At 34.4% G+C, this 12116-nt stretch carries 24 protein-coding genes; 6 read left to right on the plus strand and 18 right to left on the minus strand.

The genetic code is table 11. The features are described 5' to 3' along the window. Positions 1-154: 154 nt before the first annotated feature. From LKACC16343_RS13000 to LKACC16343_RS13075, 17 genes are all read right to left on the minus strand, one after another. Positions 155-601 (minus strand): hypothetical protein, encoded by a 447-nt coding sequence (locus LKACC16343_RS13000; RefSeq protein WP_056950368.1) that lies wholly within the window; start codon positions 599-601, stop codon positions 155-157. Further along, positions 594-947: a hypothetical protein gene (locus LKACC16343_RS13005; protein ID WP_056950371.1), complete on the minus strand. Its 354-nt coding sequence runs from the start codon at positions 945-947 to the stop codon at positions 594-596. The genes LKACC16343_RS13000 and LKACC16343_RS13005 overlap by 8 nt, the downstream gene beginning before the upstream one ends. 9 nt (positions 948-956) lie before the next feature. Beyond that, entirely contained in the window at positions 957-1109 is a 153-nt protein-coding gene (locus LKACC16343_RS14410) for a hypothetical protein (RefSeq protein ID WP_156638738.1), read from the minus strand. Positions 1110-1341: 232 nt separating this feature from the next. Further along, positions 1342-1803 carry a hypothetical protein gene (locus LKACC16343_RS13020; RefSeq protein WP_056950379.1) on the minus strand — a complete coding sequence of 154 codons (462 nt, stop codon included), beginning with the start codon at positions 1801-1803 and terminating at the stop codon, positions 1342-1344. 109 nt (positions 1804-1912) lie between these two features. Continuing rightward, a complete protein-coding gene (locus LKACC16343_RS13025; RefSeq protein WP_056950381.1) occupies positions 1913-2266 on the minus strand; it encodes a hypothetical protein in 354 nt (117 codons plus the stop codon). Between the two features lie 47 nt (positions 2267-2313). Further along, positions 2314-2823 carry a single-stranded DNA-binding protein gene (gene ssb / locus LKACC16343_RS13030; RefSeq protein ID WP_056950384.1) on the minus strand — a complete coding sequence of 170 codons (510 nt, stop codon included), beginning with the start codon at positions 2821-2823 and terminating at the stop codon, positions 2314-2316. After that, positions 2813-3415 (minus strand): hypothetical protein, encoded by a 603-nt coding sequence (locus tag LKACC16343_RS13035; RefSeq protein WP_056950387.1) that lies wholly within the window; start codon positions 3413-3415, stop codon positions 2813-2815. The genes ssb and LKACC16343_RS13035 overlap by 11 nt, the downstream gene beginning before the upstream one ends. A gap of 88 nt (positions 3416-3503) precedes the next feature. After that, complete coding sequence (locus tag LKACC16343_RS13040) at positions 3504-3719, minus strand: helix-turn-helix domain-containing protein (protein ID WP_158106632.1); 216 nt, start codon at positions 3717-3719, stop codon at positions 3504-3506. Further along, positions 3712-4011, minus strand: a complete 300-nt coding sequence (locus LKACC16343_RS14415) for a hypothetical protein (RefSeq protein ID WP_056950390.1) — start codon at positions 4009-4011, stop codon at positions 3712-3714. The genes LKACC16343_RS13040 and LKACC16343_RS14415 overlap by 8 nt, the downstream gene beginning before the upstream one ends. Next, a complete protein-coding gene (locus LKACC16343_RS13045) occupies positions 3989-4930 on the minus strand; it encodes a Lin1244/Lin1753 domain-containing protein (protein ID WP_056950393.1) in 942 nt (313 codons plus the stop codon). Before LKACC16343_RS13045 ends, LKACC16343_RS14415 begins: the two co-directional genes overlap by 23 nt. A 15-nt stretch (positions 4931-4945) precedes the next feature. Next, positions 4946-5788 (minus strand): PD-(D/E)XK nuclease-like domain-containing protein, encoded by an 843-nt coding sequence (locus LKACC16343_RS13050; RefSeq protein WP_056950395.1) that lies wholly within the window; start codon positions 5786-5788, stop codon positions 4946-4948. Next, the gene (bet, locus tag LKACC16343_RS13055; RefSeq protein WP_056950398.1) at positions 5709-6506 is read right to left on the minus strand and encodes a phage recombination protein Bet; all 798 of its coding nucleotides are present in this window, start codon (positions 6504-6506) and stop codon (positions 5709-5711) included. Before bet ends, LKACC16343_RS13050 begins: the two co-directional genes overlap by 80 nt. After that, positions 6506-6628: a hypothetical protein gene (locus LKACC16343_RS14645; RefSeq protein WP_256970568.1), complete on the minus strand. Its 123-nt coding sequence runs from the start codon at positions 6626-6628 to the stop codon at positions 6506-6508. Before LKACC16343_RS14645 ends, bet begins: the two co-directional genes overlap by 1 nt. A 62-nt stretch (positions 6629-6690) precedes the next feature. Then, complete coding sequence (locus tag LKACC16343_RS13060) at positions 6691-6924, minus strand: hypothetical protein (RefSeq protein ID WP_056950402.1); 234 nt, start codon at positions 6922-6924, stop codon at positions 6691-6693. 13 nt (positions 6925-6937) lie between these two features. Next, positions 6938-7171: a hypothetical protein gene (locus tag LKACC16343_RS13065; RefSeq protein WP_025084983.1), complete on the minus strand. Its 234-nt coding sequence runs from the start codon at positions 7169-7171 to the stop codon at positions 6938-6940. Further along, positions 7172-7501: a DUF771 domain-containing protein gene (locus LKACC16343_RS13070; protein WP_025084982.1), complete on the minus strand. Its 330-nt coding sequence runs from the start codon at positions 7499-7501 to the stop codon at positions 7172-7174. Between the two features lie 5 nt (positions 7502-7506). After that, positions 7507-7989 carry a hypothetical protein gene (locus LKACC16343_RS13075; protein ID WP_025084981.1) on the minus strand — a complete coding sequence of 161 codons (483 nt, stop codon included), beginning with the start codon at positions 7987-7989 and terminating at the stop codon, positions 7507-7509. Positions 7990-8066: 77 nt separating this feature from the next. Between LKACC16343_RS13075 and LKACC16343_RS13080 the strand changes: the two genes are divergently transcribed. Both LKACC16343_RS13080 and LKACC16343_RS13085 read left to right on the plus strand, forming a co-directional pair. Continuing rightward, positions 8067-8387 (plus strand): hypothetical protein, encoded by a 321-nt coding sequence (locus LKACC16343_RS13080; RefSeq protein ID WP_056950405.1) that lies wholly within the window; start codon positions 8067-8069, stop codon positions 8385-8387. A 189-nt stretch (positions 8388-8576) separates the two neighbouring features. Further along, a complete protein-coding gene (locus LKACC16343_RS13085; protein ID WP_056950409.1) occupies positions 8577-8942 on the plus strand; it encodes a hypothetical protein in 366 nt (121 codons plus the stop codon). A gap of 213 nt (positions 8943-9155) precedes the next feature. On the opposite strand, the gene LKACC16343_RS13090 is transcribed toward LKACC16343_RS13085, so the two are convergent. After that, the gene (locus LKACC16343_RS13090) at positions 9156-9368 is read right to left on the minus strand and encodes a helix-turn-helix transcriptional regulator (protein WP_056950412.1); all 213 of its coding nucleotides are present in this window, start codon (positions 9366-9368) and stop codon (positions 9156-9158) included. 145 nt (positions 9369-9513) lie between these two features. Here LKACC16343_RS13090 and LKACC16343_RS13095 point away from each other — a divergent pair, with 145 nt between their 5' ends. From LKACC16343_RS13095 to LKACC16343_RS13110, 4 genes are read left to right on the plus strand one after another with little or no spacing between them, the layout of a single operon-like run. Continuing rightward, a complete protein-coding gene (locus LKACC16343_RS13095) occupies positions 9514-9912 on the plus strand; it encodes a helix-turn-helix domain-containing protein (protein WP_056950415.1) in 399 nt (132 codons plus the stop codon). After that, on the plus strand, positions 9896-10318 hold the full coding sequence (locus LKACC16343_RS13100; RefSeq protein ID WP_056950418.1) for an ImmA/IrrE family metallo-endopeptidase: 423 nt from the start codon (positions 9896-9898) through the stop codon (positions 10316-10318). The genes LKACC16343_RS13095 and LKACC16343_RS13100 overlap by 17 nt, the downstream gene beginning before the upstream one ends. Positions 10319-10343: 25 nt before the next feature. Beyond that, complete coding sequence (locus tag LKACC16343_RS13105; protein ID WP_056950421.1) at positions 10344-11498, plus strand: SAP domain-containing protein; 1155 nt, start codon at positions 10344-10346, stop codon at positions 11496-11498. A gap of 8 nt (positions 11499-11506) precedes the next feature. Continuing rightward, positions 11507-12064, plus strand: a complete 558-nt coding sequence (locus tag LKACC16343_RS13110; protein WP_056950423.1) for a hypothetical protein — start codon at positions 11507-11509, stop codon at positions 12062-12064. The last annotated feature ends 52 nt before the right edge of the window (positions 12065-12116 follow it).

Raw genomic sequence — 12116 nt, forward strand, 5'->3', positions numbered from 1 at the left:
AATGATATCGGCAACGCTATTTTGCTTACAAAAATCATTAACTTTATTCAAAACATTAGTCTCAGCCCAAATTGCTTGATCAGGAATAAATTCTTTTACTAATTTCATTTTTCCACCTCATAGCCGTCGAATGCTGCTAAATATAGTTTCATGACTAAACCTCCAAAGCAAATGCCATGTAGCGTGGATCAATAGCTTTGATTTCATCTTCAGTAAACTCATATTTATATCTTTCTTCTGGATAATCGCTCCAATCAAATGTTCCGTTTTCTTCTTCAATTAAAAATGGATATTTAGATTTAGCAAGGAATACATAATACTTTTTGAGCCCTGGAAATTTGGCGGTGCCGGCAAAGTAATCGATCACATCTTGGACTAAATGGTTAATAGCTGAATCATCATATTTGTTATCCATCAATTTCTTATACTTCTCTCCTAAGGGAGATTCACATCGCATATTGCCCGTCCCACATGTACGAACATAATCATCATTAATTAAAAAACATAAATTAATTACATTATAATGACCTGATTTTTTACATTTTTCTAATTGTTCACGTTCCTCTTTAGTCCAAGCCTTTAAAGTTCTTTTCTCATTCATTACTTTCTACCTCGAATCCATTAACTATTGCATCAACACAAATCTGGTATCTCCAAGGGTCCCGATTGATCCATTCCCTTAATGTGGCCTCATTGTCATCTGATAATGCACCACTAAAAGCGACTTTTGCCAATAAATACAATTGTGCACAAATGTCTCCATAATTTTTGTCAGTCCACAATTTGAAGAACTGTGGCATTTTGGGTTTCTTATCCATCACATCAAGTTCTTCGGCCAATTGTATTGATAGCTGTATTGCTTCGTGCCACTCTTTTGGAGTTTTAGCACTTCTGACAGCAATTGAACCTAAGAAATCAATTTGAGATCTCATCGTTGTTTTGTTCATAATCTACCTCTAACTAAAGTCACTAAGACTTAATCGTCCTAATCTAATCATTTCCAGCTTGGCCACGTATTCTTGATTAGCCTTATCAACAAGTTCAACGTCCTCATCACTAATGTGTAGAGCATCAGCAATCTCAATAGTCGGATACTTGTTACAACGCATTTCGTACACGGCGCAATTTAAATCTGTAATCATCTGCTGATCTCCAATGAAATATCTCTAAGAATTTTATTTTTAACTTGGTTTGGTAACTCACGTTTCGCGTTATGAAAATCGGTGGATATATAATGACGTCCCAAATAATTTCCAACACTTTCAAGGCTGCCATTGAATCGTCTATATACTATTTGACACTCGTGTCTGTATATTTCTTCGTAATTCATAGTTAAGTCTCCTATTCATGTGCTTTGGCAATTTCCCAAAGGAATTCACTAGATACACGCTGTCTGTGTGTTCCTGTACCTTCACGCTGTGTATAAAGTTTTGACCAATTTTTATCTGGAACTAAGACCTGATCAACTTGCCAAGGTATTATCATTTTTTCATACAGCTCTTGGCCAAACTCCTTTGTGGTTACTAAATAATTTTTATCTCCATAAAATGTTAATCCATTGCCAGATTTAAAATCTGCCATACACGACTTGACCTCGTAGCATTCAAATCTGCCTAATTCAACACTATTGAAATCAGTAACCATGTCAGGCGTGTACGGCTTAAAACCAACAAAATCAATTCTTCGTTCATTTTGCATCCCTTTATCAAAACTAACTTCTGAACTCCAATACATATGGTTAGAGTTCAATCGCTTTTCAACTAGCTTGCTTAGTTTCTCTGTTATTTCTGGCCTAATACTCAATTAATTCTCCTCCTCAAATCCGAATAATAGTCGTTGCCGGTAGCCATCAAGTGTCCAAAATCACTAACGTTAAAAATATGGCCATCGTTAATCTAAAGCTATTTCCGAACTAATCAGTATCAATGATTGCAACATCCTCCGGATAAACTTTTCTGATACAACGGTTACTAATTGCAACTAAATACACTGTCTTATATTCATAATCAGATTGAATAATTTTTTCTGGATTATATGAATCAAGCCCATACTCTAGAACCATCCATACTTTTAAATTTCTGACCCCAATTAAAATACCTTGTTCTTCGGCTTCTATACGTTTGTACTTTTCTATGAATAACTCTTCATCAAGACCGTGTACATACTCATCCAACGACTGCCTATCGCTATTAGGATATTCAATGGGCTTCTTATTCAAATGTGCATGTATATTTACTTTTGACCCGAAAACAAACTTATTTTTCATTAGTTATCCCCTTATTCCGACCGTTGCAAAATATGCAAATATCGAGTTTAGAATGGCAAATCGTCATCTGAAATGTCTATTGGCTTGCTGTTGTCAGCAAACGGATCACTATTCGTTTGATTTGCGTTCGAATACGTTTGATTTGCGTTTTGTTTCTGTTGGCCATCTGCACCTTTACCGCTAAAACCGTTGCCATTACTTGGTTTATTCTGCTGGCTATCTGTTGGTTTTCTGTCACTTCTAGATTCAAGTAATGAGAAATTATCAACAACAGTTTCAGTCACATAGACACGCTGTCCTTGCTGGTTCTCATAGTTACGTGTTTGAAGTCGTCCATCAATTCCAACAAGTGAACCTTTGTGGGTGAAATTAGCAAAGTTTTCAGCTGCCTTTCTCCAAATAACACAATCAATAAAATCGGCTTCACGCTCACCTTGAGAATTAGTGAATTGTCTATTTACGGCCAGTGTAAAACTTGCTACTGCTGCACCATTAGCTGTGTATCTTAATTCAGGATCACGTGTTAAACGACCAACCAATACAACTCTATTTATCACTGTATTTCACGTCCTTTAGCTTATCTAGTAGCAATGCTTTCATATGAATTCCGGAATGATCAACATGATGTTTATCAAGATATTCCTTAATTTCATTGATAGTGCTAAATTCATCGGGAACATTTTCTTCCTTGGTTGAATAGACAATACTGTCAGTAGAATCATTGTTGCTATTGCTAAAATTGTGGTCCTTTTCTATGTACACATCTTCAGCCCTGTATGTCATACCTCTGGCATCCTTAGCGCCCCATTCAACATTGGCTGGTCTAAGGAATAATTTAACGTGACAACTGGGACAGTACGTGTATCTCAATCCCATTCGTACTTCGTGAACTCCAACGAATCCACATTTACGACAGCGTATAGATGCTTTTACATTCGAATCAAATTTGTTAACTGGTCCTTCTGATTTTTTCGTGTCCATCACATCAGCATGATCAGTTTGAGGTTCTTCATCGTCTTCCTCAGTAACCGATAAATCATCGTTGCTATGAGTTACCAAGTTGTAGACCTTAAAGAAGTCTTGAAACTCTAAATCGTTTGTTGAATCAAGTTTCAAGTTCATATCTTCCGTACTAATTTCTAATTTCATAATGTTTAGCTCCCTGTTATTTAGTTGTTGCCATTTTTAAAAAATCTTGAAAAAATAAAGAATAAAATTACTATTCCGATAGCTGCTCTCATGATAATTGCCTCTTACTTTCATATCCGAATAATTGATTTGGCGTGACGTCCAAAGCTTTACAGATTTTCTCAATATCAGTAATCTTGATTGACTTGTACGTTCTCTGTGACATATGAGCTATGGTCCAATAATTGATTCCTGACATTTCAGATAAATCCCTTAGCGTTAAATTTCTTGGTATTAACAAACCTCTCAAATCAAATCTAATCACTTTCAGCCACCAACTTTCTAAGCTCAGCATCGTAACATTTCCGCAAGCTGTAGGCATTAAGAAGCGAGCCCTCAAGTTTCAGCATTAGAAATGGACTTGAAAATAAATCAGAATAATTTTTTCTAAGTTGATCCATGTGTTCAAATTGGTGCTGTAAATTATCAATTGCTCTTTCCAAGTACACACTCTCTTTGGATATTTCGTCTATAACTGTCTGTCTTTCATCTGAAATGGGTGTCTGTGAACGCCTATATATCACACTTTTTGGCTTAACTTGTAACATTTTCTTCATCCCTCAACTTCTTTAATCTATCTTGTAAATTGCTCGAGTCATCCGAAGGTTCTTTAGCTTTCAATTTGTCCCAATCAGTTGCCTGTTCTTTAGGCTTATGGCTGAAATTCTTGTAGCTTCCTTTCGGCTTGCGTGACTTATTTTGATATGACTTGATATTGTCCAAATCAAATAAACTATGATTAACCCAGTCATCAAGTATCTTGGCTGTATAATTCCAATACCGCTTGTTATAACTAACAGCAATGCTAATGGCATACTGGATAATTTCAGAAGCCTGTTGATCAGTTGCCCCACCTTTAGTAAAGTCGTTGACTGAATCAAATAGCTGCTGCTTTGCTGTCGGTGACATAATTCCGAATTCCTGTTGGTACATTTGGAAAAGTGGAACGAATGTATTGTCGTCATCATGATTATTATTTGATTTAGTTTTATTTACTTTACTTTTATTTACTTTACTTTGTGAGTTAATGTCGTCATTAACCCCCTTTGAACTAGGGTTAATGTTTACATTTACTTCATTTGAACCATTATTATTGTCTTCATTTATTAAATAAGGCATTTTCCCACGATTTTTTCTTCTTTTTGTGGCTTCTAAATATGTCTGTTGAATATTGACGCTTGTTAGAACCTTAGCCGAGCTGTACAGGTCTTCATTAAAGAAACCCCACGCAACCAAGCGGTCTACAACTTGATTTGCTAAATCTTTGCTTACACTAGCATCGTTAGCAATCTTCGATTGTAATAAATCACTCCACACAGCAAAGTATCCTTTTCGGTATACCGTACATAGCAGCTTGACCACTACAATCTCGCCTTTAATTCCAAACATTCCAGAAATTCCACCTATAATTTCATTGTCAAAAAAATCAACCGGGAAGGGAAAATAGTCTAGTCCTTGTTTTGAAGGAGCTGCCATATATAACACCTCCTCCTATTCTATTAAGTCATCCATATCCACGATGTCATTTAGTATTGCTGTGGACTTGCAATAATCACAATGTTCACATCTTGTGGGCTTAACAATGCCATTTCTAACATCTTCAATATGTTCTTGTACTCCATCAATCTGATATTCCGCTTCTTGTAGCCTTTCATCCGAAATAGATATAATTGCTTTAGCTGGCACTTTTTCCTTCGTGACAGCCACAATATAAGGTACACACATAACTCCATATTGCTGATAAATTAGTTGCTGATAAACGTACATTTGAAGTTGATAGTTGTATGCCGCTACAAAGGATTCCCAAGAATGCTCATCGTTGTTCCAATACTTTTTATTGATATCTCTCGTTGTTTTCAGATCAATGAAGTAACCGCGTTCAAGATTTAAGCAATCAATTTTGCCTTTCCAATCAATGTCATTAATCTTTCCTCTAACAATTACTTCTTTGCGTCCCTTGTATAACTTTTTGAACATTTTGTCTGATGATAATGTGTCTATCATTGTTTCAGCCTGTTGATAGGGGGCTCTTAGCGTCCCTGAACGTGTTACAATATCGCTTTTGTGTTGATCAATGAAAGCTTGGTGAGCCTTGCTACTCTCAAAATATGAATGTAAGTAATTTCCTACGATCAATGGAGTAGAATCAGAATCGGGCTTATAGTTCAATTGAAGTTCCGCGAATGCTTCAGCTTCACATGACAGAAACTTTTTAAAAAAAGTAGGTGACTGATAGTATCTGTCGGTTGAAATATTATAGTAAGTTTTCTTGTTTAAAGTCTTGGCCTTGTGTCTCAGTTTCACTGTTTTGAATCTTTTCGTTTCCATCATCATCAATCGCCTCTACACTGTTGTCTGTATTTGTTTTTGTGGTTTTAGGTTTCAATCCTAATAGTTCATTAACGTTCTTTTTAGGCTCTAGGTTTGATTCAGTGCCATTAACTTGTTTAGGGCTACTAATATCTTCGTTACGCTTATCATCTTCTGTATACATAGCCCCTAAGTCTTGAGGAAATGCCTCACGTAAAGCGTTGACCATTGCAGTTTTACGAATCATTGTTGATGGCATTGAAGCCCATGTAGAAGATGGTTGACCATTTTTTGTTTTCTCAAATTCATGTAATGATATTTCAATTCTTGTAGGTGTTAGTCTATCCTTGCGATATACTTCAGCCCAGCCACCTACCAATTGATCTGTGGGTAGTACAAATGCGCCTTTCGTATAGTTCACCTCATTATTTCTTAGGACAATACAGCCAGCTTTTATGCCGTCATAATTAACATTTGATTCAGCACGTTTCATGAAAGCTTCCTTAGAAACGATAATTTGTGCTGGTGCTGATCCGAATTTAATAATGTATGCTTCATTTAAAAAAGGATTTAAATGTTGATATCTGCATAGAGACATAAACATCATGGTTTCTTGTGGTGTAATCTTTGAATTTCCTTTAGTTATAAAGTTTTGAACCATATTAGCAGTTAGTTTTATTTCTTCGCCATTGACTTCATAGCTAATTACTTTTTCTTCTTTTGGAGCTGTCATTTCTTGCATTAGTATTCCTCCGCCATATCTTCTTTAATTGACCATTCTTCTTGCTTACTTTCATATAGTGACTTTTCAGCATTAACAGAGTCTTCGTCGGCTAATTGAGTGTCATAATTTGAATCATGCATGTTTAAAGCCCCTTTTCGTGCTATAATTTTCATATAAAATATTTATTTAAACCTTGGACTCTCTATTTAGTAGATAGAGAGTCTTTTTTTATGACCTCAGGCGTTCTGTCTGTGTACGTCTCAACCTTGTTTGGAACGTCTGGGCCAAAGAACCAATCATCTAATTTCTTCCAAAACTTTTGTACGCTTTGAATCGTATTTTCATCGAAGTCGAATAGGTTCATAAAGCCATGTTCCTTAGATGCTGCATAACCGAAAACATAGCCGGTTCCTAAAGTAACGATCAATAATCCCATTATTTACACCTCCTTAAAATGTGAAATGGTATGTATATCTTCCCAGCTCGGCGCGCTTAAGCTCTGCTTTTAATCCTGCTTCCGACCACTCCCACAAAATTTCTTCAGGAATTTCCGTTTCAAATGATTCTTCCATCGTTGAAAATCCTTGCTTAATTAGTAGTAATGTCTTTTCTGGAACTTGCTCAACCTTAAAAGATGTTCTAGCTAGTTTTCTTTGTTTCTTGTATTCTTCTGGATCAAACATTTAAATTTCCTCCGATTTTGCAAATTCCTTTTTATGTTCCAATACAAACTTTCTGAATTCGGGTGCTGAAAACTTCCAAGGGCTACCAGAACCAGTAGAATATCTAACGCACCCACCCTTATCCATATCTAGGACATCACGGTATCTTTCTAGTTTTTTTACTAAAGTTGGGGCTGAACAACTAGCAATTTTACATGCCCAAGGAAGCAATTCGATACCCTCGTCAGCAGGCTTGCTGATCAAATCCTTCAGTTTATCTTTTCGTACCCAAGCCAGTACGTATCCATCTTTTTCCGGAATACCAAATGGTAAAGTCTCTGGTTCTTGCATTTATTTCACCCTCTTTCGCCTAATGCAACTTGTTTAAGTGATATGTGGTACCTATGTGACATTGCTGTCGCACATGCTTGCATAATCGAGCTTGTTCTGAGCATTTTGAATATTCCAAACTTTATTACATTCTCATCAGGATTGCTTTTGCTTATTTCCTTGAGTGCATTTTCGATTGCACGATCACTATTCAAATCTTCAATCTTCGTGCCTATCAGCAATGATGATGTTTCTTGGTTATAATTATTAGAAATATTTAGTAGAACCGGTGGCAAGTTGAATAGATAACAGTTAACTGCTAACGAGAACCTTGTATCATCGATTTCATTTGATAAATTAACCAAATATTCATCTTTGATTGGGGTACCCTTAAACCATTTACCAACAGTCGTTTTTGACGTTCCTGCTATTGCGGCCAAATCGGTATCACTAAAGTTTTGACGATTTTGCATTTCTAAAACTTCTCGTACTATATTTATATCTCCCACTACTTATCACCTCCTTTAAGGACCTTTCGTATTCAGACATAACGTCTATAATTTGAATAAGAAAGGTGGTGAAATTTATGGCTTATATACAACCAATAAATAATCTTAAAAAATTAAATCTGAAGTATAGATATGATTTTTCTCATAGTAATATGATCATAAACGGTGGTCCTAATGCTAGTACTGCCACGGAAATAGTTATTCAAAAAGCAGAAGACTTTCATGCTGGTTGGGATAAGAGCATACTCATATATCAAAATGGCTTTATTATTTATACCGAAATGGAGCACGAAGATTCAGGCGCTTTAAAATCAACCTACGTTTATACCAATCTAAAATTGCAGAACATATCAGACAACGAGAGTATGTATGAACCGCTATTCCCTGAACAGAATTAATTTGAATTTCTCCATATCGTCCCAGCGATAATTGAGTTAATTCGTATTGATCTGTTTTATAAGTAACAATCTTGCCACCTTTAATTAGGTGGCTTTTTTTTATTGTCTTCATCCCTATCACCTCCTTTAAACACCTTTCGTATTGAGACATAACGTCTATAATTTGAATAAGAAAGGTGGTGATTACTCTTGATAAATCCATTGAGCAAAGAACTTATTCTCCCTGAAGAAAGAAGAATCCTAAAAACTCTTAATAAGAAATTTAAAAATCCAAACGTTAAATATATGACTTATGAGGAATTAAATGTCGAACGTCAAGATTATTATTTAAATTATCTACGCCATAGAAAACTAGTAAAAACTGTTGACTATCCTGATAGTGATCTTCTTGATCATCGTTCCATTGGCATTGCCCCAACAATTGAAGGAAAGCATTATTTTGAATGGACCTCTGAAAAGTTCAAAAAAATATTAATTAACAGTGTGGCTTTACCAATTGCTGTAACAATAATTACCAACATTCTTATAAAAATTTTTTCCTTTTTATTCAAATAATAAGTTGAATATCAACGTAGTAATAACTGACACGACTATGGGAACCACTACTTCCCAGAAAGTGTCTTTTTTCATCAATCTCACTCCCTTCTCGTTTATTTGTCTCCGTACCCTGTCTACAACTGAAACAGCTTATTAGTAAACTTGAGTTAACGATTAGACATGGATGTGTTAATCGGTTTTTTTGTACTCTTAATGTGTAAATATTATTCACTACATTTTGTAGCTAAAAGCTGTAAAAAAAATATCTTCTTTTGGAACGTTGAAAATATCTTCAATTTGTTGCATGAATTTTGGAGACGGCGTACGTCTCCCTGTTTCCCATGCACTTATGGTTCTTTGTGATACATTAAGCATTAAAGCAAGATCAATTTGTTTCATATCTTTATTTTCTCGGATCTCTTTTAGCTTATTCGTATTATTCATTGAATCACCTCCTAACTACGTTTTGTAGTTATTACAGTTATTATAATAAACTACGTTTTGTAGTATGTCAACATGAAAACACTACTTTTTGTAGGTTCTTTTTATACTACATATTGTAGTATCATTAATACTAAGAGGTGACAATATGTTCGGTCAAAAACTAAGAGAACTTCGTGTTCAAAATGGATATACCCAAGAGACACTTTCAGATAAAATTGGGGTGTCCTCTAAAACAATTGGTGCTTGGGAACGTGGCACAAGAGAGCCATCTCTATCCACAGTTGACAAACTAGCTGATATATTTAATGTCTCTACTGATTATTTATTAGGTCGTAATCAGACCCCCGAATGGGCAACAAAAAAAGATACTCTTGAGCTTAGAAACTTCATTGATGAAAATTCCCAGGGTGGAATGACTTTTGATGGTGAGGACTTAACTAAAGAGGAAAAAGAAAAAGTTGAAATTGCCATGACTCAAATTTTTTGGGAAAAACTTAAAAAGATTAAGGCAAAGGAATCAAAGAAAAATGGGGAAAACAAGTGATTTAAATAAGCTTGTCTTCACCATCGGCCAAAGGTATGGCACCTTTGATCCTTTCACTTGGGCGGACAAGCTAAATTTAGATATTCAATGGAAAGAACTATTACCAAAACCATTGGCAAAAACGGTCTATTTCTTTGATGTACCAGTAATAATGATGTCAAATAATATCAAATATTCAAATCAACGTTATTTTGTTTTGGCTCACGAAATTGGACATGTTCTTGAGCATAATGGCCTAGCAGCCTACTACGTATCAAATAAGGTTCATGAACGTAAAACTGAGCGTGAAGCAGATACCTTTGCTATGGCTGTGGTTACTAACCTTTATATAGAAGAGAATGGTCATTTACCTGATACTTATTCAGATTTGAGACGGAATTATGGACTACCAAATTTAGAAAATTAGCTTTACAAATATGGGAGATGAAATTATGACACTAATCAGTAAAGCAGATATCTACGCTCTTTACCAACTCAACGGTAAGAAAGATGATTATGAATTGAACGAATTTACTTGGCAATCAATTTTCAATATGTCTCCAAATGGAATCATAGACAAATTAATTGGGAATGGATTTGTAGAATTGGTAAGTGATCCTCAAATTGCACTTCCTCAATTACTCGTCCCTGACTTGAAATCAATTTTGAAAAATAAAGATTTGAAAGTTTCTGGTAGAAAAAAAGAGTTAGTGACTCGCATTTTAGATAATTTAGACGCTACAGAAATAGATGAATATATTCATTTTAAGACGTTCAGACTTACAGACACAGGTTTCAATCTACTCAAACAACATTCAGCAGTCCCAATTATCGCAAAATATTACGATAACGATATAATCACTTTTAAAAATGCCGAAATAGCAGGTATAAAAGAAACTGAAGACGATCCAAAAGAAATATTACATAATCTTACCGATTATTTTTATCATATTTATCTAACTAAAAATAAATGGCACAAACTATATCGTGTTTTACTTTCCAAAGAACAAACTGGACGACACCTTGATAATTCTGATGAAAAATTAAATATATATCTTCAAATAATATACTTATGCATTTCTGGTCAGACTTCTAACTTTGACGATAGTCATCTACAGGAAAGATTTCAATACGTTGATTCATTAGATGATCTTAAAAGCTATTATTGTGAAATTCCTGAGTTCTATATTGATTCTATTCAAAAAATCCAATCAGGAACTGGTATCACTGATCAAGAAATAATTCAAAGATTAAAAAAGATAGAACCTATTTTTAACAATATGGAAAATATATTTTCAAATAATGAAATTGAGAAATTATTACTTTTTAGCTTACAAGGAAATTCTACTGAAAAAATCAACTCAATTTATGTAAGGACATTTAATAGTCTAAAGAAAAAGACTATTTCGACAAGGAACGTTCATACAATCACTAATGATGACTTTACTAAGAAGGTCTTAATCACAGAAAAGAATAAAATTGATGATCTTTTTAACGAGAAGATAAATAGTGATGCTTCGTCTGTCGGTAGGAAAAAGAAAACCAATCCTCCTAAACATAAAAAATCTGTTTGGTCCCAACTAATTGACTCTTTAAAAAAGCTATAGGAGAAATTATGAAAATTAAACAATTATTATTAGCAACTGCAATCGGAATTGTATTAATCAGTACTGGTTCATCTACTGTTTCAGCAAGTAATACTTCTAACTTTAAATCCAATAGTAATGATAATACATATCTTGCGATGAATAAGAAAATTCTTGGATCAAAGCATATTACTAAATTAGTAACTACTGATAACGGCTACAAAATCATTGGATTAAAGGGATATAATTTCAAAACTGCCAAAGAATATAACACATTTATGAAAAATGAGTACAAAATTATTAAAGCTACTAAGAATTATTCTGTTCCAGGTATCGGATTTGCTCAGATGACTGAAGATAAACAGTTTATGGCCACATATAAAATCGATAAAGCTCATTCCTTAAAAATCAGTAATAAAAAATTTAAGAAATACCCTAATTCTCTGTTAAAATCAGCAACAAGCTATTATGTTGACCCACTTTTTCAACAGCATTCTAAAGGATTTAATCTTGATCAAGTTAAAAAAGATGGTCCTAATAATGATAATGGTGAAAATAACAATACACAGATTCTTATGAACATGTAAGTGAATTTGATGCCAAAAAGAAACAAATTTTGGGTATATAAAGTTAATCAAG

Source organism: Companilactobacillus bobalius (assembly GCF_002179915.1).
GTDB lineage: Bacteria > Bacillota > Bacilli > Lactobacillales > Lactobacillaceae > Companilactobacillus > Companilactobacillus bobalius.

What these genes read in the sequence shown, in the direction of transcription:
- LKACC16343_RS13065 (WP_025084983.1), bottom strand. Translation starts at nt 7,171, where the DNA reads ATGTTTGATCCAGAAGAATACAAGAAACAAAGAAAACTAGCTAGAACA.
- LKACC16343_RS14645 (WP_256970568.1), bottom strand. Translation starts at nt 6,628, where the DNA reads ATGCATGATTCAAATTATGACACTCAATTAGCCGACGAAGACTCTGTT.
- LKACC16343_RS14410 (WP_156638738.1), bottom strand. Translation starts at nt 1,109, where the DNA reads ATGCGTTGTAACAAGTATCCGACTATTGAGATTGCTGATGCTCTACAC.
- LKACC16343_RS13005 (WP_056950371.1), bottom strand. Translation starts at nt 947, where the DNA reads ATGAACAAAACAACGATGAGATCTCAAATTGATTTCTTAGGTTCAATT.
- LKACC16343_RS13095 (WP_056950415.1), top strand. Translation starts at nt 9,514, where the DNA reads ATGTTCGGTCAAAAACTAAGAGAACTTCGTGTTCAAAATGGATATACC.
- LKACC16343_RS14415 (WP_056950390.1), bottom strand. Translation starts at nt 4,011, where the DNA reads ATGAAGAAAATGTTACAAGTTAAGCCAAAAAGTGTGATATATAGGCGT.
- LKACC16343_RS13000 (WP_056950368.1), bottom strand. Translation starts at nt 601, where the DNA reads ATGAATGAGAAAAGAACTTTAAAGGCTTGGACTAAAGAGGAACGTGAA.
- LKACC16343_RS13070 (WP_025084982.1), bottom strand. Translation starts at nt 7,501, where the DNA reads ATGCAAGAACCAGAGACTTTACCATTTGGTATTCCGGAAAAAGATGGA.
- LKACC16343_RS13060 (WP_056950402.1), bottom strand. Translation starts at nt 6,924, where the DNA reads ATGGGATTATTGATCGTTACTTTAGGAACCGGCTATGTTTTCGGTTAT.
- LKACC16343_RS13050 (WP_056950395.1), bottom strand. Translation starts at nt 5,788, where the DNA reads ATGATGATGGAAACGAAAAGATTCAAAACAGTGAAACTGAGACACAAG.
- LKACC16343_RS13090 (WP_056950412.1), bottom strand. Translation starts at nt 9,368, where the DNA reads ATGAATAATACGAATAAGCTAAAAGAGATCCGAGAAAATAAAGATATG.
- LKACC16343_RS13045 (WP_056950393.1), bottom strand. Translation starts at nt 4,930, where the DNA reads ATGGCAGCTCCTTCAAAACAAGGACTAGACTATTTTCCCTTCCCGGTT.
- LKACC16343_RS13110 (WP_056950423.1), top strand. Translation starts at nt 11,507, where the DNA reads ATGAAAATTAAACAATTATTATTAGCAACTGCAATCGGAATTGTATTA.
- LKACC16343_RS13080 (WP_056950405.1), top strand. Translation starts at nt 8,067, where the DNA reads ATGGCTTATATACAACCAATAAATAATCTTAAAAAATTAAATCTGAAG.
- LKACC16343_RS13105 (WP_056950421.1), top strand. Translation starts at nt 10,344, where the DNA reads ATGACACTAATCAGTAAAGCAGATATCTACGCTCTTTACCAACTCAAC.
- LKACC16343_RS13035 (WP_056950387.1), bottom strand. Translation starts at nt 3,415, where the DNA reads ATGAAATTAGAAATTAGTACGGAAGATATGAACTTGAAACTTGATTCA.
- LKACC16343_RS13025 (WP_056950381.1), bottom strand. Translation starts at nt 2,266, where the DNA reads ATGAAAAATAAGTTTGTTTTCGGGTCAAAAGTAAATATACATGCACAT.
- LKACC16343_RS13100 (WP_056950418.1), top strand. Translation starts at nt 9,896, where the DNA reads ATGGGGAAAACAAGTGATTTAAATAAGCTTGTCTTCACCATCGGCCAA.
- bet (WP_056950398.1), bottom strand. Translation starts at nt 6,506, where the DNA reads ATGCAAGAAATGACAGCTCCAAAAGAAGAAAAAGTAATTAGCTATGAA.